This window comes from Paraburkholderia sp. 40, from assembly GCF_050434105.1.
In the GTDB taxonomy this organism is placed as follows: domain Bacteria; phylum Pseudomonadota; class Gammaproteobacteria; order Burkholderiales; family Burkholderiaceae; genus Paraburkholderia; species Paraburkholderia tuberum.
In genome coordinates, this window is the sequence record NZ_JBNPVY010000002.1 from 1,598,046 (window position 1) to 1,622,075 (window position 24,030).

A 24,030-nucleotide genomic window follows, 5' to 3' on the forward strand; every position below is an offset into this window, starting at 1 on the left:
ATGAAAGTCGACACCACCACCGTTCGTCTCGTCGTCGCGATGGTCGAAGAGGGCAGCATCTCGCGGGCGGCCAACCGGCTGGGGCTCGCGGTGGCGGCGGCGTCGCGGCGCGTGTCGGATCTCGAGGAGCAACTCGGCACGAAGCTCTTCAGGCGCGTACCGCACGGCGTGGAAATGACCGAGTCGGGTGGCAAGCTGCTCGGCTATCTGCAGCAGGTCGACACGCTGGTGGACCGGCTCGCGAGCGAGGCGCAGGCACTCGTGAGCGGGTTCGACGGACGCATCGTGATCGGCGCGCCGAAAGCCGTGATCATCGAGTTTCTCGCCGCGGATATCGCCGCGATCCGGAATGCTTATCCGGGCATCTCGCTGAAGATCGTCGAAGAGAACAGCCGCATCGTGCAGCAGATGTTGCGCGACAAGATGATCGACATCGGCATCTACGAAAAGAAGAGCGGCTTTCTCGATCTGCCGCAAATGCGCTATCGCGAGGACCGGCTGGTGCTCGTTTATAGCCGCGCACATTTCCATCTTGATCCGCAGCCGATCACGCTCGACGCCTTGCTCGAGCTTCCGCTCGTCAGCCTCGGCAAGGGCTCGGCAATCCTTGCCGCCGTGCAGCGCGCGTTTCACAGCCGCGGCCGCCGCTTCGATTGCGACTATCTGGTCAATGGTTTCGACACGATGCTCGCCGTCGTGCGGCACGGGCTCGGCGTGGGTCTGATGCCGCCCGACGTGCTGCGCAGCTTCCATCCCGAGGACGGCCTCGGCGTCGTCGAGCTCGCGGGTGACTGGCATCAACGTAGCTACGTACTGTCTTGTGTGGAAGGACATGCGCAGGCGCAGACGCTGCGCAACGTCGAAGCCGCGCTCACGGCCGGACGGCGCGTGGCAGGCCGCTGAAGCGCGGGCGCAGCAGTTCCTGCGCTCGACGCCCTCGACTGCAAAGCACCCCCTTCGTCTTTTGCGAAACCAGGTATGACCGTCGCATTCTTGCGGCGGCACCCTCGCGTGCGCGACAGTTGACGCACGCCAACACGGTGCTGCAACGGCCGGCCGCGCGACGCGCTTCGCGCGACAGCGGCCCGGCAGGAAAAACAGGAGACGACATGAAGCAAAGCCACGCACAAACACCATCCAGCGACGACGCGGATACGGACAACCGGCCGTTGCCGCTGCAGGGCATCCGTGTGCTCGACGTCAGCCAGGTGATGGCCGGCCCGTTCGCCTGCATGATGCTCGCCGATCTCGGCGCGGACGTCATCAAGGTCGAACCCCTCGAAGGCGACCAGACGCGCGGCGCCATGGGCTTCAAGATGAAAGGCCCGGACAGCATGGGCTTTCTGAACATGAACCGCAACAAGCGCTCGGTCGCGCTGGACCTGAAGACCGACGAAGGGCGCGAGTTCTTCTGCAAGCTGGCCAGGACCGCCGACGTGATCGTCGAGAACTATCGGCCCGGCGTGGTTCAGCGGCTGCGGATCGATTACGAGACGATCCGTGAAATCAACCCGAAGATCGTCTACGCGAGCATTTCGGGCTTCGGTCAGAGCGGCCCGTGGTCGCAGCGCCCCGGCTTCGACCTGATGGCGCAGGCCATGTCCGGCGTCATGAGCGTGACGGGCTACAAAGGCGGCAAGCCCGTGAAGGCCGGCGTGCCGGTGGCGGACATCGGCTGTGCGCTGTTCGCCGTGTACGGCGTGCTTTCCGCTTATATCGGCGCGCAGAAGACCGGGCAGGGGCAACACATCGACGCGTCTCTGTTCGATTCGGCGATGGCCTTCTCGATCTGGGATATGTCGGACTACTGGGGAACGGGTGTCGAGCCGACGCCGCTTGGCACAAGCAACAAGATGAGCGCGCCGTATCAGGCCGTGAAGGCGCGCGACGGTTACTTCGTGATGGGCGCAACCAACCAGAAGCTGTGGTCGCGTCTTTGCGAACTGCTGGAGCGGACCGATCTGCTGACGAATCCCGAGTTCGAGACCGTTTCCCTGCGCCTGAAGAACCGCGAAGCGCTGATCGAATCGCTCGAGAAGTCGTTCGGCCAGCGCGACTGCGAGGCATGGATCGAGACGATGCTGGCCGCAGGCATTCCCGCCGGACCGATCCTGTCGTATCCGCAAGCCTTCAGCAGCGAACATGCGCAGTATCGCCGCATGTGCATGGAGATCGACCATCCGGTTGAAGGCAAGGTCAAGAACATCGGCTTTCCGGTCAAGATGCTCGGTACGCCGCAGCGCGTGCGACGCCATCCGCCGCGGCTGGGCGAGCACAACGACGAGCTTTACGCAGAGATCAACGGGGCCGCGAAATGAGCGAAGCGACGAGTGAGAAAGTCAGGCTCGAACGTCTGACGGAGTCGGTCGCGCAGATCGTGATCGACCGCCCCGAGCGGCACAACGCGATGTCGATTCCGATGTACGAGACCTTGCTGGCATTGATCGACCAATGCCGCGCGGACGAAACCGTAGGTTGTATCGTTCTACGCGGCGCGGGCGGCAAGTCCTTTATCTCGGGCACCGACATCGACTACTTCCGCGACTTTACGGCAGGCTCGCAGGGCGTCGAATACGAAGCGCTCGTCGAACAGGTGATCGACGCGGTCGAACGCATTGCGGTGCCCACCGTCGCCGCGATCGACGGTTGGGCCGTGGGTGGCGGACTCGCCATCGCTACCGCGTGTGACTTCCGCATCTGTGCGGAGGGCTCGCGCTTCGGCGCGCCGATCGCAAAGACGTTATCGAACACGCTGTCGTCACGCAATCTCGCGAGGCTCGTGGCGGCATTCGGCGTGCCGCGCGTGAAGAAGATGCTGCTGCTCTCCGATTTCCTCAGCGCCGCCGAAGCGCACGCGTGCGGCTATGTGTATGACGTCACGGCGAAGGAACAGGTCGGCAACGCGGCGTGCGCGCTCGCCGAGCGGCTCGTTGCGCTATCGCCCGTGACGCAGCATGCGGTCAAGGAGAGCTTGCGGCGCATCGTGATCGATCAAAGCCTCGCAGACGAGGATCTCGTCGAGCAGGTGTACGGCAGCCAGCGGTTCCGCGACGCCGTCGCGGCCTTCGGCTCGGGAACGCCGAAAGGCTGAGCGTCCCGGATCGCACGCGCAATCGCGTGGCTTCACCACAAAAAATAAACCGCATCTGGAGGACGACACATGAAACGCCTGTCGCTGAAGGCCACCACCACCGTGCTGGTGATGTTGTGCCTGATGTATTTCATCACCTATGTGGATCGCGTCAACGTCAGTACGGCAGCGGGGCAGTTCAAGAGCGAGCTCGGCCTCAGCAATACGCAGCTCGGCATCATTTTTTCGGCATTCGCGTATCCGTACGTGATCTTCCAGTTTGTCGGCGGATGGGTCAGCGACCGCTTCGGCGCGCGCCGCACGCTGCTTGCATGTGCGGCAATCTGGGCCGTGGCGACCGCGCTGACCGGCATGGCGGGCGGTTTCGCTTCGCTGATCGCGGCGCGCCTGCTGCTGGGTCTCGGCGAAGGCGCGACGTTTCCGGCCTCGACCAGCGCGATGGCCTCGTGGATCGCCCGTGACAAGCGCGGCATGGCACAGGGCATCACGCACTCGTCCGCGCGGCTGGGCAACGCCATCGCACCGATGCTGGTCCTCACGCTGATGACCGCGTTCAACTGGCGCTTTTCGTTCTATCTGCTCGGTGCAATGAGCGCCGTCTGGCTGGTCCTCTGGTATCTGACCTACACGGAGCGTCCCGTCGATCACCCGCGCATCACGCGCGCCGAACTGGATAAACTGCCGCCTCCCAGGACGCGTCCGGTCGATCCGCGCGGCACGTGGATGCGCCTGTATAAACGCATGGCACCGATCTCGGCGGTGTACTTCTGCTACAACTGGATCCTGTGGCTGATGCTCGACTGGATGCCGCTGTACTTCATGCATTCGTTCCACCTGAACATCAGGAAGGCCGTGGTGTTCACCTCGGGCGTATTCGTGGCGGGCGTGATCGGCGATCTCGTCGGCGGCATGGTGAGCGACCGCCTGTTGCGCAAGACCGGCAACGTCAAGCTTGCGCGCAGCTATCTGGTGGCCTCGTGTATGGCGTTGACCGCGCTGTCGCTGGTTCCCGTCGTGCTGCTGCACGATCCGATGATTTCGCTGATCTTCCTTGCCGCGGCGATGTTCTTCAACGAAATGAACGTCGGCCCGATGTGGGCGATTCCGATGGACGTCGCCTACGACCGCTCCGGCACGGCCAGCGGCATCATGAGCGGCACCGGCTTCACTGCGGCGATCGCGAGCCCAGTCATCGCCGGGTTGGTCGCCGACCGGTTGCACAGCTGGGATCTGACGTTCGTACTGTCGATCGGCGTGATGCTCTTCGGCATCGTGCTGAGCTTCTTCACGAAGCCGAACATACCGTTTTCGAATGACGCGACGCAGCCGCGCAGCGAATCGCAACGCAAGGAGGACGCGCTGTCGGGCGCTTGACACTTCAGCATAAAATAAATTGCATTGATGCAAGAACGGTTTTTTAATCTATTTTGCTTATCCGATGCGGGGCGCTAATCTCGGCATATCGTCTCCCCAGGAACACATCGGAAGGCAATCATGCAAGCTTCAACCCTGAAAGTCCGCGTCGATGCCTTGTGCGAAGAAGCGCACGGCGTCCGCTCGTTCAGCATTTCGCGGCTCGACGGGCTGCCGTTCGAGCGCTACGAACCCGGCGCCCATATCGACGTCACGAGTCCTTCGGGCGTCACGCGGCAATACTCGTTGTGCGGCGACCCGGAGTGTATCGAGTCGCAGATTTTCGCGGTGAAGAAGGAGGAGCAATCGCGCGGCGGCTCGCGCTCGCTTCATGAAGAGGTGAGCGTCGGCACCGAACTGTCGGTCGGCGCGCCGCGCAACCTTTTTCATCTCGAAGAAAGCGCGGACGAGCACATCCTGATCGGCGCGGGCATCGGCATTACGCCGTTGCTGTCGATGGCTTATCGGCTCGCCGCGCGGCACGCGCGTTTCACGCTGCACTATTTCGCCCGCAGCGAGGCGCACGCGGCCTTCATGACGCTGCTCACGCGCGAGCCGTTCGCACGGCACGTGAAGCTGCATTTCGGCGTGCAGCCCGAGGAGCTGAAACCCGCGCTCGATGCGTGCCTGCTCGATGCCGGCGCGAACGCGCATGTCTACACGTGCGGTCCCTCGCCGTTCATGGATTTTGTCGTAGCGAGCGCTCAGCAACGCTTGCCCGCGGAAGCGATTCATCTCGAACGTTTCAAGGCGGAGCCGGCTCCCGTGGCCGAAGCATCGCTCGATAGCTTCGACGTGCAATTGGCGAGCAGCGGTCAGACCGTGCGAGTCGATGCGAACACGTCGATCGTCGATGCGCTCGCGTCGATCGGTATCGAAGTGGACACGTCGTGCGGCGAAGGCGTGTGCGGCACCTGCATGGTGGATGTGGTCAGCGGCGAGCCCGAGCATCGCGATCACTGCCTGAGCAAGGCCGAGCGCGCAAGCAATAGCGTGATCTGCTGCTGCGTGTCGCGCTCGCGAACCCCCGTGCTCGTGCTCGACCTCTGATTTACCTGCGCGCAATCACATTTTCTCGAAGCCCGCGAGGATCTCGGTGATAAGGCCGCGCATCCACGCGATGCCTTCGTCTTCGTGGAAGTGCTCGTGCCAGTGCATCGTCACGGCGGCCTTCGGCAGCGGCACGGGCAGTGCATAGATCCGGAACGCGTCGCCGCGATTGAGGATATGCGCGAGCCGTTCGGGCAGCGTCGCGAACAGATCCGTCGCGGCGAGCACGCCAGGCACCGCGACGAAGTGCGGCAACGCGAACGCGATATTGCGGCCGACGCCTTGCGCGCGCAGCGCGTCGTCGAGCGCATGGTGGCTATGTTCGAGGGAGCGCACCTGGATGTGCGACGCGGCCAGAAACCGTTCGAGCTTCAGCGTGTCATCGCTCGGCAGGTCGCGGCGCTTGCGCGTCATGCACACATACGATTCCTCGAACAGCAGGCTATGCCGCGTGCGCGGCAGCAGCGACGGCAGATTGCCGATCGCGAAGTCCAACCGGCTCGAGCGAAGCGCCTCTTCGATCTCCTCCACAGGCAATGGCTCGACGACCAGCTTCACGCGCGGCGCGGACTTCTGCAGCGCCGCGCACAGCGCGGGCAGATACGCCATTTCGCCCGCATCCGATAGCGACAGACGAAACGTGCGCGTGCTCGTCGCCGGATCGAAACGTTCCGCGTAACGCAGCGCCTGACGCACGGTGTCGAGCGCGTGGCCGACGATTTCCGCGAGCTCGAGCGCGACGGGGGTCGGCTGCATACCCGCGCGCGTGCGGATAAAGAGCGGATCGTCGAACATCGTGCGCAGACGGCCGAGCGAGTAGCTGACCGCGGGCTGCGACAGCGCGAGGCGTTCGCCCGCTTTCGTCAGGCTGCGCTCGTCGACGATCGCCTGAAACACTCTCAGCAGATTGAGATCGACGTGGTCGATGGAGGTCATGGGGTCTCTTGTGATATCAGCCGAACTTATTCGACAACCTGTTTTTAATCGATTTGACGCATGATCGTCGCAAAGCGAGACTGATGTCAACGAGAGGATGCGCTGATGTGTTGCACGCGACTCGTCGCGTCGATGTGCGTCTTCATTCCAACCACGCAACTGCCCCCGCATACGATGAGTACGCCGACCTATCAAACCATCGACACCAGCGCTTTAGCCAGGCGCGCCGAGGCCGATCGCATCGCGCCTTCCCTGTACTACGATCCCGAGCTGTTCGAAGTCGAACTGGAGCGCATTTTCTACAAGACGTGGATCTGGGTCGCGCATGACAGCGAGCTGCAGAAGCCCGGCGATTTCATCACGACGACGATCGGCCGGCAGCCGGTGATCGTCGTGCGCGACAAGAGCGGCGCGGTCAACGTACTGCAAAATCGCTGCCGGCATCGCGGCGCGACCGTGTGCGAAGAGCACAAGGGCAATGCGAAGGGCTTCACGTGCCCGTATCACAGCTGGTCTTATGCGCTCGACGGCACGCTGCGCGCTCTGCCGTACGGCGACGGTTACGAAGGCGTATGCGAAAGGGGCGATCTGCCGCTCAAGAAGCTGCGCGTGGGCGTCTATCAGGGCCTCATTTTCGCGAGCTTCAACGAAACGATCGAACCGCTCGAAGACTTCCTCGGCGGCGCGAAGCCGTGGATCGACCTGTTCATGAAGCAGGGCGCGGGCTATCCGATCAAGGCCAACGGCGAGCACAAGTTCAAGTTCAAGGGCAACTGGAAGATCCAGCTCGAAAACACGACGGATCTGTACCACTTCCCGGTCGTGCACAAGTCGTGGATGAAGTCGATCGACGACGAGACCGCCGCCGCGATCACGAGCTTCATGACGAGCGACCAGGCGTTCTGCCGCTCGCTCGGCAACGGTCACAGCCTCGCGGTGCTGATGCCCGAGATCGTCGATCTGGACCGCGACGATGGCGCGCCGCTGCCCGAGCGCTTCAGCGAACTCGCCGCGCAACTCGCGCAAAAGCACCCGCCGGAAGAAGTGCGCCGCATCGTGCGCTCGCTGATGGGCGTCGGCTTCAACCTGAACCTGTTCCCGAATCTCGCGCTGTCGATGGCGTTCTTCCGCGTGCTGCGGCCGATTTCCGCCGAGGAAACGGAGATTCGCCACGTCGCGCTCGCGATGGACGGCGGTCCTGAAGAAGCGAACCGCGTGCGCCTGCGCATTCACGAGCACTTCCAGGGCCCGTTCGGCTTCGGCAGTCCCGACGACGCCGAAGCGTGGGAGCGCGTGCAGCGCGGCTCGCATGCGGGACCGGACGTACCGATCCTCGTCAATCGCGGTCTGAATCGCGAAACGACCGCCGCGAACGGCGAGAAAACCGCCCACGCAACCGATGAAACCGGCATGCGCGAAGCCTACAAGCAATGGCGCGCAATGATGGAGCAGGCATGATGGACGACAGAAACGCACTCTTTTCCCACCAGACCTTTGCGCGCGCGATCGAGTTCATCTGGCGCGAAGCCGAATTGCTCGATCGACGCGACTATCGCGAGTGGCTCGAGTTGTGGGACCCGGCGGGCCACTACGTGGTGCCGATCGATCCGAAGGCGACCGATTACGCGGCAACGCTGAACTACGCGTACGACGATCAGCACATGCGCGAGCTGCGCGTGCAGCGCATGACGTCCGGCTATTCGGCATCCGCGTCGGATGCCGCGCGCACGGTGCGCACGGTGTCGCGTTTCACGCTCGCGAGCGATGGCGCGGACGTGGTCGAAGTGAAGTCGTCGCAGATCATCATCGCGTACAAGCGGGGCACGTCGACGATCTTCGCGGCCGATCTGACGCACAAGATCAGCATGGCGAGCGGCGAGCCGCGTCTCGTCGAGAAAGTGATCCGCCTGATCGATTCCACCGATGCGCTGAGCGCGATCGGCTTCCTGCTCTGACCGGTCATCATGCCGACACTCGAAGTCTATTTGCCGCAAGGCTATGCAGACGAACGCAAGGCGAAGCTGATTCAAGGGTTGACCGATGCGACCGTCGAGGCAATCGCCGCGCCGCCGGAGTCCGTGCGCATTCTGCTATCGGAGCTGGCGGCAACGAACGCCGGTCTTGGCGGCAAGCTCACGCCTGCCGCGTTGCCGGTCATCATCGCAATCCTGATAGCGGGGCGCACCGACGCGCAGAAAGTCGCGTTGATCGCCCAGCTATCCGAAACGATCGCGGCGATCCTCGACGTGCCGCTGCCTTCCACACGCGTGATGATCAAAGACATTCCCAACACGGACTTCGGCATCGGCGGCAAGACCGCGCGGGCGCTGGGCCGCTAGCTTCGCGATGCGCTCAGGCTTGGGACAGCAGGCGAAAGTGCTGGCGGTCGTCAATCTCGGCCTCGCGCGCGCGGCGCTCGACGTCGCCAACACGATGTCCGGCGGCAGCAAGACGACGACCGGCGCGTCGCAACTCGCGGACCGCGCGTACTACCGCATCGAACTCGCGAAGGCTGAAGCGCAACTGCGGTCGGCGCGCGCGTTCTTCTACGAGGCGACCGACAGCGTCTGGCAGTCGATCCTCGCGGGCAACGACGTGACGCCCGATCAGGTCAGTCTGCTGCGCCTGTCGGCCACGCAGATCGCGCGGGAAGGCGCCGACGTCGTGAACCGCGCGTATCGGCTGGGCGGCACGGTAGGCGATCTATCGCAACCATCCGCTGCAACGTCTCGCGCGCGATGCGATGGTCGTCACGCAACACGCCTTCCTCGGCGAAGGCAATTACGACGGAGCCGGCGCCGTGTTCGTCGGCGTGCAGGCGATTCCCGGCTACCTGTGAGCTCTCTTCAATCAATCGAACCAAGGAATGGTCCCATGAGCGACAACCGAAACCTGCCTTTGCGTGTGCTGTTCTGCTGCGGCGTCTCGCAGAACTTCTTCGACTTGCCGCGCGAACAGATCGGCGAAGTGTGGCAAGCGTACGGCAAGATGCTGAACGCGATCGAAGCGATGGAAAACGTGCGCGTGCTGGGCGTGATGGACGACGATCGGCTCGTGGTCGGCAACGCCGATAGCGCGCCGTGGACGTTCTACATCATGGCCGACGTCGCCGACTTCGATACCGCGGTGGCCGTGTGCAATCTGTATCGGACGACGCCGGTCGGTGACTACAACCTGTGGCGCTACGGCAAGATCGAGGCGCGCGTGGGCCGTGCGCTGACGGTGCCGCCAGCGGTCGCCAACCATGCGTGACGCGATGACCGATCCGGCTATCGACGCGCTGCTCGCGCGCGTCAAAGCGCTAGAAGCACAGAACGCGGTGTGTAAGACGATCGCGCGCTACATGGCGCTGTGCGATGTGCCCATGCGCGCGCTCGAAGGCGAGGCGCTCGTCGCGCTGTTCGCTGAAGACGCGATCTGGGAAGGCATCGGCCCGCAGTACGCGGACAAGTTCGGGCGTCTCGAAGGGCCGGCGCAGATCGTCGCGATGCTGCAGCGTTATCTGCCGCCCACGCCGCACTTCGCGACCAATGTCCACTTTCTGACTGCGGAGCATATCGAAGTGAACGGCGACACGGCGAAGGGTCGCTGGATCATGTTGCAGGCTTCGGGTTATGTCGATGCGAAAGCGGAACTGATCGCGGCGCGCCTCGAAGTCGACTTCGTGCCCGCCACTCACGATGCGGGCGCGACATGGCTGATCCGCCATTTCCGTACCGAGCGTCTTTTCGATGCACCGTGGCAAGTCAACCCGGCCCAGGGAGTTTCGGCATGAGCGCATTTCTGCAGACATTCGATCTGAGCGCGACGGACAACGCCGACGCGCCGACGATCGCGATCAAGGACAGCATCGACGTCGCCGGCTACGCGACGACGGCGGCAAGCCGCGCGCTTGCCGACGCACCGCTTGCATCGGAGCACGCCGAAGTCGTGCGGCGTTTGCTCGACGCCGGCTGGCGCGTCACTGGCAAGACCAACATGCACGAACTCGCGTTCGGCATGACCGGCATCAACGACTTTTCCGGCACGCCGGTCAATCCGCAGGACGCGGCACGCATTCCGGGCGGATCGTCGAGCGGGTCCGCGTCGGCGGTCGGGCAGAAGTTCGTGGACGCCGCGCTCGGTACCGACACCGGTGGCTCGGTGCGCGGTCCCGCCGCATGCTGCGGCGTTATCGGGCTGAAGCCGACGTTCGGCCGCGTGTCGCGGCACGGCGTGGCGCCGCGCGTCACGACACTCGACTGCGTTGGACCGTTTACGCGCGAGACGGACACGCTGATTCGCGTGATGACGGCGATCGATCCTTCGTTTCGCGTTGACGATGCGCGTCGAGACGTTTCGCAGTTGCGCATTGGCATGGTCGCAGTCGACGCGGATGACGACATCGCCAAAGCAATCGCCGACGCTGTCGGAAAGTCCGAACTCGCCACGCAAGCGATCGAACTCGCGTCGCTGAAGGACGCATTCACGGCCGGCCTCGCGGTGATCAACGCGGAGACATCGCGCGCATTTGGCCATCTGGTGGCAAGCGGCAAGCTCGGCGCCGATATCGAAGCGCGCCTGCGCGCGGCCGCGGCCACGAGCGCCGCCGATCTCGACGCGGCGGAACGCGTGCGCCGCACGTTCACTGACGAAGTGGACCGCGCGCTCGACCGGGTCGACGTACTCGTGCTGCCGACGCTGCCCGCATTGCCGATCACGCTCGAAGCGGCACGCGCAGGCACGTCGGTGATCGGCATGTCGTCGTTGATCCGGCCGTTCAACCTGAGCGGGCATCCAGCGCTGAGCCTGCCCGTTCCGATCGAACGCTCGACGCTGAAGGCGGGCCTGCAAATCATCGGTCGCAAGAACGACGACGAAACGGTGTGCGCGGTCGCCGCGCACCTCGATGCGCGCCTCGCGCAATCCGCCTGAACGCAATCAAGGGGTCAGCAACATGTCGAACAGAATCGTGCTCGTGACCGGCGCCGCGCGCGGACTTGGCGCCGTTGTAGCGCGTCGTTTTCACGAAGCAGGCTACAGGGTCGCGCTGGCCGATATCGCGATCGAACCCGCGCAAGCGCTCGCGTATGAACTCAGCAGCGACGGCTCGAGCGCCTGCGCAATCCGGCTCGACGTCACGCGCAAGGTGGACTTCGAAGCGGCGCGCGACGCGTTGCTCGAACGTTGGGGCGGCGTGGACGCGCTCGTCAACAATGCGGGCGCCTCGAAGGTCGTGCCCGTGATGGACATTACCGCCGAGCAGTTCGATCAGGTCATCAACGTGAATCTGCGCAGCGTTCTGTTCGGCTGCCAGGTATTCGGGCAGTACTTCGCGCAGCGCGGCGTGGGCCGCATCGTCAATATCGCGTCGCTGGCGGGGCAGAATGGCGGCTCGGCAACGGGCGCGCACTATGCGGCCGCGAAGGGCGGCGTGCTGACGCTGACCAAGGTCTTCGCGCGCGATCTCGCCGCGCGCGGTGTGACAGTCAACGCGATCTCGCCGGGGCCGCTCGATTTGCCGATCGTTCACGAGAGCGTGGCGGCGGACAAGCTGGCAAAAGTGATCGAAGCGTTACCGGTCGGCAAGCTCGGGGCCGCGTCGTATGTTGCCGATGTCGCGGTGATGCTCGCTTCCGGTGACGCTTATTTCGCCAATGGCGCGTGCTGGGACGTCAACGGAGGCCTGTACATGCGCTGATGCGTCTGCAAGGGCCGAGGCGGCCGGGTCATTCCGGCCGCTCGTCCGACGGGCTCCATACTTCGAGCACGCCGCGCACGAGGGTCGGAATCGACGAAGCGCCGAGCTTTTCCTTGATGCTCGCGCGATGCACGTCCACGGTTTTCACACTGATCGACAGATCCACCGCGATGACCTTGCTCGGCTTCCCCTCGATCAAACCGTGCAGCACTTCCTTCTCGCGCGACGTGAGCGAGTTGATCCGCTCACGCAGTTCGAGTTGGCGCATGTGTTTCGCGTGACGCTGGGACGCGAGTTTCATCGCGCGTTGAATGCGCTCGAGCATCTGCTGCGAGTTGTACGGCTTCTCGACGAAGTCGATCGCGCCGTGCTGCAGAGCGCGCACCGACATCGGGATATCGCCGTGGCAGCTGACGAAAATGATCGGCAAGGTTGAGCCGCGACGGTTCAGTTCTTCCTGCACGTCGAAGCCGCTCACCACCGGCATGCGGACGTCCGGCACGAGACAGCCGGGCACGTTGATGTCGAAGGCGCGCAGGAAATCCGCGGCGCTGACGAAGCCCTGCGACTGGATGCCGACCGATTCGAGCAGCCACGCGAGCGACGTGCGCATGCCGTTGTCGCCGTCGACGATATAGACGATGGGGGCGGCATCGGTGACGGGGGGCGGTCGCTTCGCGGCATTGGAATGGGCAGACGCGTGCATGGAAAAGGCACGCGGGAATGATCGTCAGAGGGCTTTCATGATAGCCGGCCGAAAAGCGGCCGCAAAGCCTCGCTAACACTACCGGTTCATCTTGCGATGACTGGCAACCGAACACAGGAGACTTCAATATGTCGAGCCAACCAGTACGAGCTGATGCCGGGATCGATGAAAACCGCCAGCAGTTCAGACAGGCGATGGCGCACCTCGGCGCGGCGGTCAACGTGATCACCACGGCGGGCCCGCACGGCTGCTGCGGCATCACGGCGAGCGCGGTGTGCTCGGTCACCGACACGCCGCCGCCGCTGCTGATCTGCCTGAACCAGTCGAGCGCGATGCACGCGGTGTTCGTCGGAAACCGTGATGTGTGTATCAACGTGCTGCCCGCGAGCCTCGAAAGTATTGCGCGGCACTTTGCGGGCATGACCAGTCTTTCGATGGAGGATCGCTTCAAGCTGCCTGTCTGGGATCAGGGAGAGAACGACGTGCCGGTGCTGCGCGGCGCGCTCGCGAGCTTGCAGGGGAAGATCGTGGAAGCGAAGGAAGTCGGTTCGCACTCGGTCATGTTCGTGGAGACCACGCAGATTCGCGTGCGCGCCGACGGTGACAGCCTGATTTACTTCGACCGGAATTTTCACCGGGTGCCGTGCGCGTGGAAGGGGCAATGAGTCATTTGAAGCGCTGCCGGCCATCTCGGGCTCCGGCAGCGCTTACGTTGTCGCTCCGGACATGGCTCCCGTAAAACCTCACCATTGCCCCGACCTCCTGGAACTCCTCACCATTCGCACTACTTCAGCAACGCCATCTGCACGACCTTGACGATCACGAGCGCGATCGCGAGCAGCAGATAGCCGCGCAGCACGCTCATCCAGACGCGTTTGGCGAGCGTCAGACGCGGCGGCGGCAGTTCGTCGAGCGGCGGCATGCGCCACGTGTTGCGGGCGTCCTTCGCATAGAACGGAGCCGGCTCGGCCGCGGACTCGCCGCGCAGCTTGCGCATCCCGAAGCTCGCCACATACCCGACGACCGCGAGCAACGTGCCGCCCGTCAGTACTTCGATGATCGTTTCCGCCGCGATGTCCGGATAGATCACCGACGCGGTCAGGATGATCGACAGCATCACGAGCACCCAGATCACCGCGCCGGTAAACAGATTGAGCTTCTTCGAATTGGCCCACGGACCGAGCACCGCGCGATCGTTGCACAGCAGCAGCAGGAACACGGTCGCGCTCGGCAGCAGTACGCCGGCGAGCGTCTGCACCGCTTCGGTCAACAGACCGAGCGGGCTGCCTGGAATCAGCACCAATGCCGCGGCGGCCGCGACGATCGCGAAGTACACGACGTAGAAGCCCTTCGCATCCGACACGCTACGGTGCAGCGAATGGCGGATCTTGAACACGTCGCCGATCGCATAGGCGGTCGATAGCGACACAGCCGCCGCGCCGATCACGCACGCGTCGAACAGTGCGATCGCGAACAGCACGGCCGAGGTACGTCCCGCGTATCTCTCGAGACCAGCGATCACACCGCCCGCGTCCGTGAAGTTGCCGAACCCGGGCCGTCCGTCGAACAGCGCCGCGCTGAACGAGATCATCGCGACCGCGCCGATCAGCACGAACACGATGCCGATCCACAGGTCGGCTTTTTCGTAGTTCATGAAGCGCGGCGTGATGCGCTTGTCGACCACATAGCTCTGCTGGAAGAACAGCTGCCACGGAGCAACCGTCGTGCCGACGATGCCGATTACGAGCAGCATCACGTCGGACAGCTTCGAGTGCGCGGGCCAGTTCGGAATGAAGAAGTCGCGCGCGATCTGGCCGACCGGCGGGTGAATCGACACGAGCACCGGCACGAGCAGCAGGCTCAACACGCACAGCGCGACCGCGAAACGCTCGAAGCGGCGGAAGTCGCCGGTGCTGACGGCGGCCATCGTCAGCGCCGCGGCGATACACACGCCCGCGATCTTCGAGACGCCGAAGAAGTCGAGCACGAACGTGATGCCGATGAATTCCGTCACGATGGTTAGCGCGTTCAGCAGGAACAGATCGATGACGCTGAACGCGCCCCAGAACTTGCCGAAGCGCTCGAAAATAAGCCGCGCGTGGCCCACGCCCGTGACCGCACCGAGCCGCAACACCATCTCCTGATTGACGAACAGCACCGGCACCAGCAACAGCATGGTCCACAGCAACGTGGTGCCGTAGTTCTGGCCGGCCTGCGTGTAGATGCCGAATGCGCCCGCGTCGTTGTCGCCGACCATCACGATCAGACCGGGGCCGAGGATCGCGAGCAGCGTGCGCAGGCGCGCCCACCAGCTCGTGCGTGGCGCGATGTCATGGTGAGCGATCGTGCCGAGCGCGCCCTTGATATCGCCGACGTGTGCCGAATCGAGCACGGCGCTGCGCGCGGAGGAAATGTTCGTCGGAGTAGACATCTCGTTCTCTCCTGGTTGTATTTGTCGAAGGTTGGATCGCGAAACGCTATGCCACGCGCGACATCACGCGACGGCAGAAGGCGATGAACGGATGCGGTGCGTGTAGCACGAGCATGCCGTCGTAATGGGCACGCGATTCCTGCACACGCGGGAACTGCGAAAGAAGGAGGCCGAATTGCATGAGGGATCTCCGTGCGCCGGTTTCGACGCGCTGGTGGAAAGCCAGCAGACACGGAGGCCGCGTATGTTCGGGCGCGGCGGTGGAGGTCTACTCGCTTTCCTCAGTTGATAGAACGGGGAAGCGGCATAAGGGATAACTGTCACTGTCGGGCATGGCGGCTCCTTGTCGGTGTGTAGCGGGGACTGCGTTCGAGCGTCTGAAGCGTTCGCTACGCACGTTCGCTACGCACGTTCGCTACACACGTGTTTATCCACGCGTTCGCGCGCACTGCGTTGAACTGTTTGCGTTGACTGACAACGCGCGCGCAAACGCGACCGCAAGCGCAAGGCTCGCGATGCGACGCCGTATCGGCGCGGGAACGCGCGTGAACGCGGCGTTCGTCATGCGGATACGACGTTACTTTAGGTGCACGGGAAGAAACTGCGGCGCGCACCGTCTGCCAACTGGCAAGACGGCGGCTGATGAAGAGAGCGCGGACGTCCTGCCGGTCAGGCAGCGAATCTGTTCGAAAGTCGGCTACTGCAGGTGTCCAAGGCATGAGCCCCATTGGTGATGATTTTTCAATTCTAGGGTTCGCCTTCCGCCGAGGTCAACCTGTTTCTTAAGCAGAGCAGAAAAAATGTGCGGCGCGCGACGGTGGGCACTTTGAATGACATGCGGGTCGAGGCCGATATAGGGGGGAGGTCGAACAGGCGGCACCGATCCGTCCGGCCGATGCCACCACGCCGTGCTCACTGATTGGCGCGCCGTCGCTCGGTCAGCCGGTTATGCACGCTTCTGACGCCGCGAACCGATCGCGCGGCGTTGCCGGCTCGTGCGATTTGCGATTGCCGCGGCACCGTGCCGGTCAGCGTAACGATGCCGTGACGCGCTTCGACGCGGATGTTCGCCGAATTGAGGTTCGTGGTGCGCGTGAAAGCGCGGCGGACGTCGCGTACGATTGCGCTGTCGGACCGGTTGTTGTTCCGGTTCGAAGCCGCTGGGACCGACTGGCTTTGCATCGACGCATCGTTCGGCATCTCGCGCGTCTGTGCGTGTGCATAGGTCGCGCAAGTCGCGATGGCCACCGCGAACATTGCACCGAGGATTCTGCTCGCGCCGTTTGTTTTCATTCTTCCTCCTTTGCCGGTTTGTCAGGAACTTCCGTTCGAGCCGCGTGCTGCCAGCGGAGAAGAGGCGGCGCAACGCACTACCGCCTCGCGACGAGTAATCGACCGTCGGCTCCGATTATATTCTGCGGCGCACGCGCCGATAGCGATAGGTGAGAAGATTCGGGAGCCGCCGAGGTGAGAATATGCGCACCTGTACGCGCACTTCAAAGTTGAAGGTGAGGGAATTCGGGAGTCGCCTGGGCGGTGCTACAAATTGCGAATGGTTTCCTGAGAAACTAATATCGCATTCCCAACCTTGCTTCCTTTTCGTCAGGTTCGCCCACGTCGATGCAACGTTTCCGTCAGAGGCGTCATGCGGTCCGACCGTCTCGCCGGAGGCCGGCGAAGGCGGCGCGCACAAGAGACAAAGGCGCTGCTCGAACGCGAGACGGTCGACGAAGACCGTCGCATCATCTGATCGCGTTAAGCGATGCCGCACAGGCGCTCGTCCCCGAACTCGCGCAATTGGACGATCAGAATAACGACGAATTTTGCGGCCATCTGCCCGCGCAGCTTAGAACGGCAATCGTCGACGCGATGAAGAACGTCGTCGCGGTGCGCGGGCTGAAGAACGTGCCGATCGAATGAACGTGGCGCGTGCATCGCGTCAAAGGTGAGGACTTTCGGGAGTCGCGCGCGGGCGGTTCTTTTGCAACTAACCGGCCGGGCCAGGAACGGCACAAACCGCGCGGCAAGAGGCTCGCGGGAATGCGCGCATTTGTGCCGGTCAGCCATAGGTGAGGATATTCGGGAGCCGTCGATGCTGTATCGGGCGACGGCCCGTCGTGCTGACGTGCAAAACGCGCTTCATGCAGTCGCCAATCATGGCATCCGTCGCGGTGACCGTGCGCCAGCTGTGTAACGTAAGTCGTTGAATGTCCAGGCGATCTGCCGCATACGCGGCCGGCATCGGCGAAGCGATCCGGCTGCGTTCGATCAAAGGTGAGGGTTTTCGGGAGCGGTGTGTGAGCGCCGCAATGCACTCGCTGAAATGCCTCCTCGAGTCCTCTTTTCACCTCAAAGGTGAGGCTTTTCGGGGGCAATGGCGACGGTAGCTGACGCCGATCCGCCACTGCTCCGTGCTTGAGGTGAGGCTTTTCGGGAGCGCAAATACCCGGCAGCAATAGCCCGTTCAGGCCGATTTCGCGATCTCGCGAATGTCCGCGACCGGCGTCTCCCCGAACGCATCGCTGAGCGCATAGTCGATCAGCTGCGCCGCGCATTGCTCGGGCGTCGACAGTTGGCCGTTGCGCTTCAGCTCGTCGAAGCGCTGGCGCATCGGGAACTGCTCTTCGCCGCTACCGCGAATTTGCGCCTGCATGTCCGTATCGATCACACCCGGCGCGAGGCTGCAGATGCGCAGCGCGCGATCCGCGTCGAGCGCGACGGCGCGCGCGTGATGATCGAGCGCGGCCTTGGTCGCGCAGTAGATGCTCCAGCCTGGATACGCGTTGCGCGCCGCGCCGCTCGATATGTGCACGATGCGGTGGTCGGTTGCGTCGACGGCCGCGGCGGCGAGCGCGCTCGCGAGCATCAGCGGCGTCGCGACGTTGAGGCTCACCGCGTCCGCGACGCTCGCGGCGTCCTGTCCTTCGATGGGCCCGATCGGCTGCATCATGCCCGCGTTGTTGATCAGCAGCACCGTCTGCGCGCCGCGCACGAAGTTGCTCAGTGCGTCGGTGGCGATCCATTGCGCGACGCGTGCGGGCTCGGCCAGCGGCAGCTCGATCTCTTCGAGCCGCGCGGCAAAGCGCGCCTTCAGCGCGGCATGCCGCGAGCGCGACAGACCCAGCACCATGACGTTGCGCGCGAGCAGTTCTTCGGCGAGCGCCGCGCCCAGGCCGCGCGTATGGCCGGTGACGATCGCGCGAATCGGAGAAGAGGAGGTCATGTCGTTCCTGGTGATCGTTGACGTGCAGAGTCGACGATTTTCTCACGCCGTATTCACACCGGGCGAAAGCGCCCGCGATACTGCACCGGCGTCACGCCAAGCCGCTTCGTAAACACGATGCGCATGCGGTCGGCGGTGCCGAAGCCGCAATCGTAGGCGATCGTCTTCAGCGCCGCGGCGCTGCTTTCGAGCAGCTTGCGTGCGGCATCCACGCGCGCGCGTTCGACGAATTCATGCGGCGTCACGCCGGTTTCCTGCACGAACACGCGCGCGAAGTTACGCGCGCTCATGCCCGCGACGTCGGCGAGCTGCTTGACGGTGAAGCTGTCATGGATACGCGCCATTACGTGCGCCTGCACTTTCGCGGCGGGCGAGGTGTCGTCGGCGGGCGCGGTCAGATAGGGGCTGAATTGCGACTGACCGCCTTGCCGCTGCGCGAACACGACGAGCCGCTTGGCGACCGCGAGCGCGGTATGCGGACCGTGATCCTCGGCCACCAGCGCGAGCGACAGATCGATGCCGGCCGTCACGCCCGCAGAGGTGACCAGCGGCCCGTCGCGCAGATAGATGCGATCGAAGTCGACCCGCGCGCGCGGAAACTGCGCGGCGAGTTGCGCGGCGTGCTGCCAGTGCGTCGTCACATGGCGCCCATCGAGCAGGCCCGCGTGACCGAGCGCGAAAGCGCCGGTGCAGATCGAGCCGTAGCGGGCGCAACGTGTCGCGACGTTGGCGAGCCAATAGACCAGGCGCGCGTCCGGCACTTCGTTGTGCGGTAGCGCGGGGCCGCCGGCGACGAGCGCGAGATCGAACGGTTCGCGCGACTGCTCGAAGGTCGCGTCCGCCACCAGCGTCATCCCGTTCGACGCGCGCAGCGGCGCCGGGTCCGCGGCCAGCAGCTTGGCCTCGTAGTGCCGCGTGGGCGCGACGAAGCGGTTCGCTTCGGAGAACACGTCGACGGGACCGGCGACGTCGAGTGCCTGCACTCCTGGGAAGATCGCGATCGCGACGGTGGGCATCGGATGACTTCCTTTGACGGGGAACGTGAAGGGCACGCCGCGGCAGTCAACGCTGTGCGTTTGGCAGTGTTCAACGGCTCGCCGCAATTGTTCGCGGCGCCGCGCTGGCCAATACTGGATCGGTCGGACGCGCGGTCTCACAGGCAGGCGACAGGCATCGACATCACGGCGCGGACCAGCATACCAAAACGCGCTCTGAAGCCGCAGCGCGCGTCCCGTTGATTACTTTCACATTCACGTTCGCATACGAAGGAGTACGCGGCATGACTACGACGATCGCAGGTATCCAGATTCCCGACAGCATGATGGCGCGTGAAGCCACCGAACTCGTGCGCGACACCGAAACGGAGTTGCTGTATCACCATTCGCGGCGCGTGTTTCTGTTCGGCGCGCTGGCCGGGCAACGCAAGCAGCTGAAGTTCGCCCCCGAACTGCTGTACATCGGCGCGATGTTTCACGACATGGGCCTCGTCGCGCCATACAGCAGCGAGCAGGAGCGCTTCGAAGTCGACGGCGCGAATGCCGCGCGTGAATTTCTGCGGCGGCATCGAATCGGCGAGGACGAGATCGAGCAGGTGTGGACCGCGATCGCGCTGCACACGACACCAGGCATTCCGCAGCATATGAAGCCGGTGGTCGCGCTCGTCACGGCGGGCGTCGAAATGGACGTGCTCGGCCTCGCCTACGACGAATTCAGCGAACAGCAGCGCGAGGAAGTCACGCATGCGCATCCGCGCGGCGCACACTTCAAGGAAGGTATCATCGATGCGTTCGCGCACGGCACGATCCACAAGCCGCACACGACGTTCGGCAACGTGAAGGCCGACGTGCTCGCGCTGAAAGACCCGCATTATCATCGCGAGAATTTCTGCACGATGATTCTGGGTTCGGCGTGGAAGTCGTGAAGGGCTGTTTGCGGCAGGACGACAGGGATTTCCCGCTCGCGGAACGCGCGTTGCAAGCCATCCGCGATGGTATCGCCACGCCGCGCACATCGCCGTTCACTTCCCGAGAGGTTCAGCGCGATACGCCGTTTTTGCGCGAGCTGCTGATCGCATTCGGTCGCGCGGGCTACGTCGCGCTGTTCAAGATCGACGACAACCAAACCGTGACCGTACTGGCGGTGCGCCATCAGCTAGAGGATGATTATCACTGACCGAACTTTCGTCGCCGCGCCATGGTCATCAAAAACCTTCTCCGCAAGCTCGACCTCACCACGTTGCAGCTCTTTCTCGCCGTCTTCGAAGAGGGCACGCTCACGCGTGCCGCCGAGCGCGAGGCGATCGCCGTGTCCGCCGCCAGCAAGCGACTGGTCGAACTCGAACAGGCGGTCGGCGCGTCGCTATTCCAGCGCAACGCGCGCGGCATGACGCTGACGCCGGCCGGCGAAACGCTGTTGCATCACGCGCGCCGGGTGCTGCGCGACATCGAGAGCATCGGCATCGAACTGGCCGGCCATGCTACCGGCGTGCTCGGCTATGTGCGGATGATGGCGAACCTGTCGGCGATCGTCGAATTTCTGCCTGAAGATCTGCGCGCGTTCCAGTCGTTGCACGAGCGCGTGAAAGTCGATCTCGAGGAGCGGCCGAGCGGCGGCGTCGTCAAAGCCATCGACGAAAGCCTCGCCGATCTCGGCATCTGTTCCGGCGACGCCGATACGCGCGAGCTGCACGTCGAGCACTACCGACGCGATTCGCTCGTGATCGTGATGCGCGACGATCATCCGCTCGCGGCACGCACGAGCATCGCGTTCGCCGAAACGCTCGATGGCGATCACGTCGGCCTGCATTCGGCGAGCTCGATCAACGCGCGCACCCACCTCGCGGCGCGCCAGGCCGGCAAGCCGCTGCGCCTGCGCATCCACGTGCCGGGCTTCGATGCGGTGTGCCGGATGGTGCAGGCTGGCATGGGCGTCGGCGTCCTGCCGCAAAAGGTGCATCAACTGATGGGCCGCCCGCTCGGCCTCGTCGGCATGCCGCTCGACGACGATTGGGCCGAGCGCAGCCTCGTGCTCGTCGTGCGCGACGTCGATGCGTTATCGCCGGTGAGTCGGCTGCTGTTCGATCATCTGCGCACGGTCGAGGCGCGGGAAGCGGCAGCAGACGCTCAAACCTAACCCGCTTCCACCACCACCCAGTCTCCGCGCCGGGCCCGCAGCCGCCGCTGAACGTTCGCCGTTCGCGAACGGTCGTTGGCGAATTGCGGTTGGACGCCGCCACCACGCCGCTCCTAAGCTGTCTCCCAACACGAAACGAGTTCGGAGACAGCAACATGGGCGGACCACTGCAGGGTATTCGCGTCGTCGAGATCGGCACCCTCATCGCCGCGCCGTTCGCCGCGCGCCTGATGGCCGAGTTCGGCGCCGACGTGATCAAGATCGAAGCGCCCGAAACCGGCGACCCCCTTCGCAAATGGCGCAAGCTGCACGAAGGCACGTCGCTGTGGTGGTATCTGCAATCGCGCAACAAGAAGTCCGTCTGCGTGAATCTGAAATCGGCCGATGGCGTCGAGGTCGTCAAGCGCCTCGCCGCCGATGCCGACGTCGTGATCGAGAATCTGCGCCCCGGCGCGCTCGAAAAGCTCGGCCTCGGCTGGGACGTGCTGCACGCACTGAATCCGAAACTGACGATGGTGCGCATTTCCGGCTACGGTCAGTCCGGCCCATATCGCGACCGGCCAGGCTTCGGCGCGATCGGCGAGGCGATGGGCGGCATCCGCTACACGACCGGCGAAGTGGACGGCGCACCGGCGCGCGTCGGCGTGAGTCTCGGCGATTCGCTCGCGTCGCTGCACGGCGTGATCGGCGCGCTGATGTCGCTGCTGCGCGTGAAGACAGGGCAGGGCGAAGGCCAGGTGGTCGATGTGTCGCTCGTCGAGAGCGTGTTCAATCTGATGGAAAGCCTCGTACCCGAATACGACCTGCTCGGCCATGTGCGTGAGCGCAGCGGCGGCGCGCTGCCGGGCATCGCGCCGTCGAACACCTATCGCACCGAGAACGACGGCTATGTCGTGATCGCGGGCAACAGCGATCCGATCTTCAAACGCCTGATGCACCTGATCGGCCGCCCCGATCTCGCCGATGATCCCGCGCTCGCGCACAACGACGGCCGCGTGAAGCAGGTTGCGATGCTCGACCAGGCGATCACCGCATGGACATCGCACCACGCGACCGAAGACGTGCTCGCCGCGCTCGAACGCGCCGAAGTGCCGGCGGGGCGCATCTATTCGGTGGCCGACATCGTCGCCGATCCGCATTACCAGGCGCGCGACATGGTGCTGCAGGCGCAATTGCCTGGCGGCAGGTCGGTCAAGATGCCGGGCATCGTGCCAAAGCTGTCGGACACGCCGGGCGAAGTGCGCTGGCAAGGACCGGCACTCGGCGAGCACACCTGCAGCGTGCTCAGCGAGCTTGGATTGGCCAACGAAGACATCGAGCGGCTACGTCGCGAGGGAGCAGTGCAATGAATACCGCGATCTTTTCGATGCTCGAGGCCGAATCGTTCGACCAGCTGATCGTGCAGGAAGTCGCTCCGCGCGATGGCCTGCAGATCGAGCCCACGTGGGTCGAAACCGCTGACAAGATCGCGCTGATCAACGGGCTATCCAAATGCGGATTCACGCGCATCGAAGCGGGCTCGTTCGTGTCGCCGAAAGCGATTCCCGCGTTGCGCGATGGCGAAGCCGTGTTTCAGCAGATCGAGCGGCAACCCGGCGTGATCTACGTCGCACTCGTGCCGAATCTGAAGGGCGCCGAGCGCGCATTGTCCGCGCGCGCCGACGAACTGAACCTCGTGATGTCCGCGAGCCAGACGCATAACCGCGCGAACATGCGCATGAGCTGCGAGTCGTCGCTCGCGGCGTTCGACGACATCGTGCGTCGCGCGATGGCCGCGGGCGTGCGGCTCAACGCGACGGTGGCGACCGCGTTCGGCTGTCCGTTCGAAGGGCGCATCGACGAAGACCGCGTGATCGGCATCGTCGACGCGTATCGCGAGATGGGCATCGAGGGCATCACGCTCGCCGATACCACCGGTATGGCGAATCCGCGCCAGGTGGCGCGGCTCGTCAAGCGCACGCTCGAGCGGCTGCCGGCCGCCGCGCTCACGCTGCACTTTCATAACACGCGCGGCCTCGGTCTCGCCAACGTGCTCGCCGCGTATGAAACCGGCGCGCGCCGTTTCGACGCGGCGCTCGGCGGGCTCGGCGGCTGCCCGTTCGCGCCGGGCGCCTCGGGCAACATCTGCACCGAAGACCTCGTGAATCTGTGCGACGAAATGGGCATCCCGAGCGGGATCGACCTGCCGAAGCTGCTCGCGCTGTCGCGCGGTCTGCCTGCATTGCTCGGCCACGACATGCCGGGGCAAGTCGCCAAAGCGGGTCGCAATTGCGACCTGCATCCGGTGCCCGACTGCATTCAGCAGATCTGAACCGCAACCCGACAAACCAACCCTCAACCGATCAAACGACCGGACGGCACCGCCGAA

Annotated in this window: 26 protein-coding genes and 1 pseudogene; 20 read left to right on the plus strand and 7 right to left on the minus strand. The window is 64.2% G+C overall.

Going from position 1 to position 24,030, the window contains the following annotated elements; translation table 11 throughout:
* The 5 genes from OKW28_RS08700 (at position 1) to OKW28_RS08720 (ending at position 5,554) form a co-directional block, all read left to right on the plus strand.
* Positions 1-903 carry a LysR family transcriptional regulator gene (locus OKW28_RS08700; RefSeq protein WP_090808166.1) on the plus strand — a complete coding sequence of 301 codons (903 nt, stop codon included), beginning with the start codon at positions 1-3 and terminating at the stop codon, positions 901-903.
* 206 nt (positions 904-1,109) lie between these two features.
* Positions 1,110-2,318 (plus strand): CaiB/BaiF CoA transferase family protein, encoded by a 1,209-nt coding sequence (locus OKW28_RS08705; RefSeq protein WP_429444794.1) that lies wholly within the window; start codon positions 1,110-1,112, stop codon positions 2,316-2,318.
* Complete coding sequence (locus OKW28_RS08710; protein ID WP_184004534.1) at positions 2,315-3,091, plus strand: enoyl-CoA hydratase; 777 nt, start codon at positions 2,315-2,317, stop codon at positions 3,089-3,091. Before OKW28_RS08705 ends, OKW28_RS08710 begins: the two co-directional genes overlap by 4 nt.
* A 69-nt stretch (positions 3,092-3,160) precedes the next feature.
* Positions 3,161-4,465, plus strand: coding sequence for an MFS transporter (locus tag OKW28_RS08715; RefSeq protein ID WP_429444796.1), 1,305 nt, complete (start codon positions 3,161-3,163; stop codon positions 4,463-4,465).
* Positions 4,466-4,585: 120 nt separating this feature from the next.
* A complete protein-coding gene (locus OKW28_RS08720; RefSeq protein WP_429444798.1) occupies positions 4,586-5,554 on the plus strand; it encodes a PDR/VanB family oxidoreductase in 969 nt (322 codons plus the stop codon).
* Positions 5,555-5,569: 15 nt separating this feature from the next.
* On the opposite strand, the gene OKW28_RS08725 is transcribed toward OKW28_RS08720, so the two are convergent.
* A complete protein-coding gene (locus OKW28_RS08725; RefSeq protein WP_429444800.1) occupies positions 5,570-6,490 on the minus strand; it encodes a LysR family transcriptional regulator in 921 nt (306 codons plus the stop codon).
* A 174-nt stretch (positions 6,491-6,664) separates the two neighbouring features.
* Between OKW28_RS08725 and OKW28_RS08730 the strand changes: the two genes are divergently transcribed.
* The 8 genes and pseudogenes from OKW28_RS08730 to OKW28_RS08765 all read left to right on the plus strand — a co-directional run bounded on the left by OKW28_RS08730 (position 6,665) and on the right by OKW28_RS08765 (position 12,170).
* Complete coding sequence (locus OKW28_RS08730; protein ID WP_429446898.1) at positions 6,665-7,948, plus strand: aromatic ring-hydroxylating oxygenase subunit alpha; 1,284 nt, start codon at positions 6,665-6,667, stop codon at positions 7,946-7,948.
* Positions 7,945-8,445: an aromatic-ring-hydroxylating dioxygenase subunit beta gene (locus OKW28_RS08735; RefSeq protein WP_429444802.1), complete on the plus strand. Its 501-nt coding sequence runs from the start codon at positions 7,945-7,947 to the stop codon at positions 8,443-8,445. Before OKW28_RS08730 ends, OKW28_RS08735 begins: the two co-directional genes overlap by 4 nt.
* 9 nt (positions 8,446-8,454) lie before the next feature.
* Positions 8,455-8,829, plus strand: coding sequence for a tautomerase family protein (locus tag OKW28_RS08740; protein ID WP_429444804.1), 375 nt, complete (start codon positions 8,455-8,457; stop codon positions 8,827-8,829).
* A gap of 31 nt (positions 8,830-8,860) precedes the next feature.
* Positions 8,861-9,329: pseudogene (locus OKW28_RS08745) on the plus strand (acyl-CoA dehydrogenase family protein); the annotation flags it as partial.
* Positions 9,330-9,364: 35 nt separating this feature from the next.
* The gene (locus OKW28_RS08750) at positions 9,365-9,742 is read left to right on the plus strand and encodes a hypothetical protein (RefSeq protein ID WP_429444806.1); all 378 of its coding nucleotides are present in this window, start codon (positions 9,365-9,367) and stop codon (positions 9,740-9,742) included.
* Between the two features lie 4 nt (positions 9,743-9,746).
* Entirely contained in the window at positions 9,747-10,265 is a 519-nt protein-coding gene (locus OKW28_RS08755; RefSeq protein ID WP_429444808.1) for a nuclear transport factor 2 family protein, read from the plus strand.
* A complete protein-coding gene (locus OKW28_RS08760; protein ID WP_429444809.1) occupies positions 10,262-11,404 on the plus strand; it encodes an amidase in 1,143 nt (380 codons plus the stop codon). The genes OKW28_RS08755 and OKW28_RS08760 overlap by 4 nt, the downstream gene beginning before the upstream one ends.
* Before the next feature lie 22 nt (positions 11,405-11,426).
* Positions 11,427-12,170, plus strand: a complete 744-nt coding sequence (locus tag OKW28_RS08765; protein WP_429444811.1) for an SDR family NAD(P)-dependent oxidoreductase — start codon at positions 11,427-11,429, stop codon at positions 12,168-12,170.
* Between the two features lie 28 nt (positions 12,171-12,198).
* On the opposite strand, the gene OKW28_RS08770 is transcribed toward OKW28_RS08765, so the two are convergent.
* Positions 12,199-12,876 carry a response regulator transcription factor gene (locus OKW28_RS08770; RefSeq protein WP_429444814.1) on the minus strand — a complete coding sequence of 226 codons (678 nt, stop codon included), beginning with the start codon at positions 12,874-12,876 and terminating at the stop codon, positions 12,199-12,201.
* A gap of 128 nt (positions 12,877-13,004) precedes the next feature.
* On the opposite strand from OKW28_RS08770, the gene hpaC reads away from it, so the two are divergent.
* Positions 13,005-13,541, plus strand: a complete 537-nt coding sequence (hpaC, locus tag OKW28_RS08775) for a 4-hydroxyphenylacetate 3-monooxygenase, reductase component (RefSeq protein ID WP_429444816.1) — start codon at positions 13,005-13,007, stop codon at positions 13,539-13,541.
* A 119-nt stretch (positions 13,542-13,660) separates the two neighbouring features.
* Here hpaC and OKW28_RS08780 read toward each other — a convergent pair whose 3' ends face one another.
* From OKW28_RS08780 to OKW28_RS08790, 3 genes are all read right to left on the minus strand, one after another.
* Complete coding sequence (locus OKW28_RS08780) at positions 13,661-15,307, minus strand: NRAMP family divalent metal transporter (protein ID WP_429444818.1); 1,647 nt, start codon at positions 15,305-15,307, stop codon at positions 13,661-13,663.
* Between the two features lie 46 nt (positions 15,308-15,353).
* Positions 15,354-15,488, minus strand: coding sequence for a hypothetical protein (locus OKW28_RS08785; RefSeq protein WP_018424053.1), 135 nt, complete (start codon positions 15,486-15,488; stop codon positions 15,354-15,356).
* 731 nt (positions 15,489-16,219) lie between these two features.
* Entirely contained in the window at positions 16,220-16,600 is a 381-nt protein-coding gene (locus OKW28_RS08790; protein WP_429444821.1) for a BON domain-containing protein, read from the minus strand.
* A gap of 504 nt (positions 16,601-17,104) precedes the next feature.
* Here OKW28_RS08790 and OKW28_RS08795 point away from each other — a divergent pair.
* Complete coding sequence (locus OKW28_RS08795; protein WP_429444823.1) at positions 17,105-17,227, plus strand: hypothetical protein; 123 nt, start codon at positions 17,105-17,107, stop codon at positions 17,225-17,227.
* A 544-nt stretch (positions 17,228-17,771) separates the two neighbouring features.
* On the opposite strand, the gene OKW28_RS08800 is transcribed toward OKW28_RS08795, so the two are convergent.
* Together OKW28_RS08800 and OKW28_RS08805 are read right to left on the minus strand one after the other, a co-directional pair.
* Positions 17,772-18,530: an SDR family oxidoreductase gene (locus OKW28_RS08800; protein WP_429444825.1), complete on the minus strand. Its 759-nt coding sequence runs from the start codon at positions 18,528-18,530 to the stop codon at positions 17,772-17,774.
* Between the two features lie 53 nt (positions 18,531-18,583).
* Complete coding sequence (locus tag OKW28_RS08805) at positions 18,584-19,546, minus strand: GlxA family transcriptional regulator (RefSeq protein ID WP_429444827.1); 963 nt, start codon at positions 19,544-19,546, stop codon at positions 18,584-18,586.
* A 263-nt stretch (positions 19,547-19,809) separates the two neighbouring features.
* On the opposite strand from OKW28_RS08805, the gene OKW28_RS08810 reads away from it, so the two are divergent.
* The 5 genes from OKW28_RS08810 (at position 19,810) to OKW28_RS08830 (ending at position 23,973) form a co-directional block, all read left to right on the plus strand.
* A complete protein-coding gene (locus OKW28_RS08810; RefSeq protein ID WP_429444829.1) occupies positions 19,810-20,451 on the plus strand; it encodes an HD domain-containing protein in 642 nt (213 codons plus the stop codon).
* Between the two features lie 8 nt (positions 20,452-20,459).
* Positions 20,460-20,702, plus strand: a complete 243-nt coding sequence (locus OKW28_RS08815; protein ID WP_429444831.1) for a type II toxin-antitoxin system RelE/ParE family toxin — start codon at positions 20,460-20,462, stop codon at positions 20,700-20,702.
* A 21-nt stretch (positions 20,703-20,723) separates the two neighbouring features.
* The gene (locus OKW28_RS08820) at positions 20,724-21,662 is read left to right on the plus strand and encodes a LysR family transcriptional regulator (protein WP_429444833.1); all 939 of its coding nucleotides are present in this window, start codon (positions 20,724-20,726) and stop codon (positions 21,660-21,662) included.
* Positions 21,663-21,817: 155 nt separating this feature from the next.
* On the plus strand, positions 21,818-23,011 hold the full coding sequence (locus OKW28_RS08825; RefSeq protein WP_429444835.1) for a CaiB/BaiF CoA transferase family protein: 1,194 nt from the start codon (positions 21,818-21,820) through the stop codon (positions 23,009-23,011).
* On the plus strand, positions 23,008-23,973 hold the full coding sequence (locus tag OKW28_RS08830; RefSeq protein WP_429444836.1) for a hydroxymethylglutaryl-CoA lyase: 966 nt from the start codon (positions 23,008-23,010) through the stop codon (positions 23,971-23,973). The genes OKW28_RS08825 and OKW28_RS08830 overlap by 4 nt, the downstream gene beginning before the upstream one ends.
* The last annotated feature ends 57 nt before the right edge of the window (positions 23,974-24,030 follow it).

Excerpts from the sequence above, each read along its gene's own strand:
- OKW28_RS08700 (WP_090808166.1), top strand. The coding sequence starts at position 1 with ATGAAAGTCGACACCACCACCGTTCGTCTCGTCGTCGCGATGGTCGAA.
- OKW28_RS08705 (WP_429444794.1), top strand. The coding sequence starts at position 1,110 with ATGAAGCAAAGCCACGCACAAACACCATCCAGCGACGACGCGGATACG.
- OKW28_RS08710 (WP_184004534.1), top strand. The coding sequence starts at position 2,315 with ATGAGCGAAGCGACGAGTGAGAAAGTCAGGCTCGAACGTCTGACGGAG.
- OKW28_RS08715 (WP_429444796.1), top strand. The coding sequence starts at position 3,161 with ATGAAACGCCTGTCGCTGAAGGCCACCACCACCGTGCTGGTGATGTTG.
- OKW28_RS08720 (WP_429444798.1), top strand. The coding sequence starts at position 4,586 with ATGCAAGCTTCAACCCTGAAAGTCCGCGTCGATGCCTTGTGCGAAGAA.
- OKW28_RS08725 (WP_429444800.1), bottom strand. The coding sequence starts at position 6,490 with ATGACCTCCATCGACCACGTCGATCTCAATCTGCTGAGAGTGTTTCAG.
- OKW28_RS08730 (WP_429446898.1), top strand. The coding sequence starts at position 6,665 with ATGAGTACGCCGACCTATCAAACCATCGACACCAGCGCTTTAGCCAGG.
- OKW28_RS08735 (WP_429444802.1), top strand. The coding sequence starts at position 7,945 with ATGATGGACGACAGAAACGCACTCTTTTCCCACCAGACCTTTGCGCGC.
- OKW28_RS08740 (WP_429444804.1), top strand. The coding sequence starts at position 8,455 with ATGCCGACACTCGAAGTCTATTTGCCGCAAGGCTATGCAGACGAACGC.
- OKW28_RS08750 (WP_429444806.1), top strand. The coding sequence starts at position 9,365 with ATGAGCGACAACCGAAACCTGCCTTTGCGTGTGCTGTTCTGCTGCGGC.
- OKW28_RS08755 (WP_429444808.1), top strand. The coding sequence starts at position 9,747 with ATGACCGATCCGGCTATCGACGCGCTGCTCGCGCGCGTCAAAGCGCTA.
- OKW28_RS08760 (WP_429444809.1), top strand. The coding sequence starts at position 10,262 with ATGAGCGCATTTCTGCAGACATTCGATCTGAGCGCGACGGACAACGCC.
- OKW28_RS08765 (WP_429444811.1), top strand. The coding sequence starts at position 11,427 with ATGTCGAACAGAATCGTGCTCGTGACCGGCGCCGCGCGCGGACTTGGC.
- OKW28_RS08770 (WP_429444814.1), bottom strand. The coding sequence starts at position 12,876 with ATGCACGCGTCTGCCCATTCCAATGCCGCGAAGCGACCGCCCCCCGTC.
- hpaC (WP_429444816.1), top strand. The coding sequence starts at position 13,005 with ATGTCGAGCCAACCAGTACGAGCTGATGCCGGGATCGATGAAAACCGC.
- OKW28_RS08780 (WP_429444818.1), bottom strand. The coding sequence starts at position 15,307 with ATGTCTACTCCGACGAACATTTCCTCCGCGCGCAGCGCCGTGCTCGAT.
- OKW28_RS08785 (WP_018424053.1), bottom strand. The coding sequence starts at position 15,488 with ATGCAATTCGGCCTCCTTCTTTCGCAGTTCCCGCGTGTGCAGGAATCG.
- OKW28_RS08790 (WP_429444821.1), bottom strand. The coding sequence starts at position 16,600 with ATGAAAACAAACGGCGCGAGCAGAATCCTCGGTGCAATGTTCGCGGTG.
- OKW28_RS08800 (WP_429444825.1), bottom strand. The coding sequence starts at position 18,530 with ATGACCTCCTCTTCTCCGATTCGCGCGATCGTCACCGGCCATACGCGC.
- OKW28_RS08805 (WP_429444827.1), bottom strand. The coding sequence starts at position 19,546 with ATGCCCACCGTCGCGATCGCGATCTTCCCAGGAGTGCAGGCACTCGAC.
- OKW28_RS08810 (WP_429444829.1), top strand. The coding sequence starts at position 19,810 with ATGACTACGACGATCGCAGGTATCCAGATTCCCGACAGCATGATGGCG.
- OKW28_RS08820 (WP_429444833.1), top strand. The coding sequence starts at position 20,724 with ATGGTCATCAAAAACCTTCTCCGCAAGCTCGACCTCACCACGTTGCAG.
- OKW28_RS08825 (WP_429444835.1), top strand. The coding sequence starts at position 21,818 with ATGGGCGGACCACTGCAGGGTATTCGCGTCGTCGAGATCGGCACCCTC.
- OKW28_RS08830 (WP_429444836.1), top strand. The coding sequence starts at position 23,008 with ATGAATACCGCGATCTTTTCGATGCTCGAGGCCGAATCGTTCGACCAG.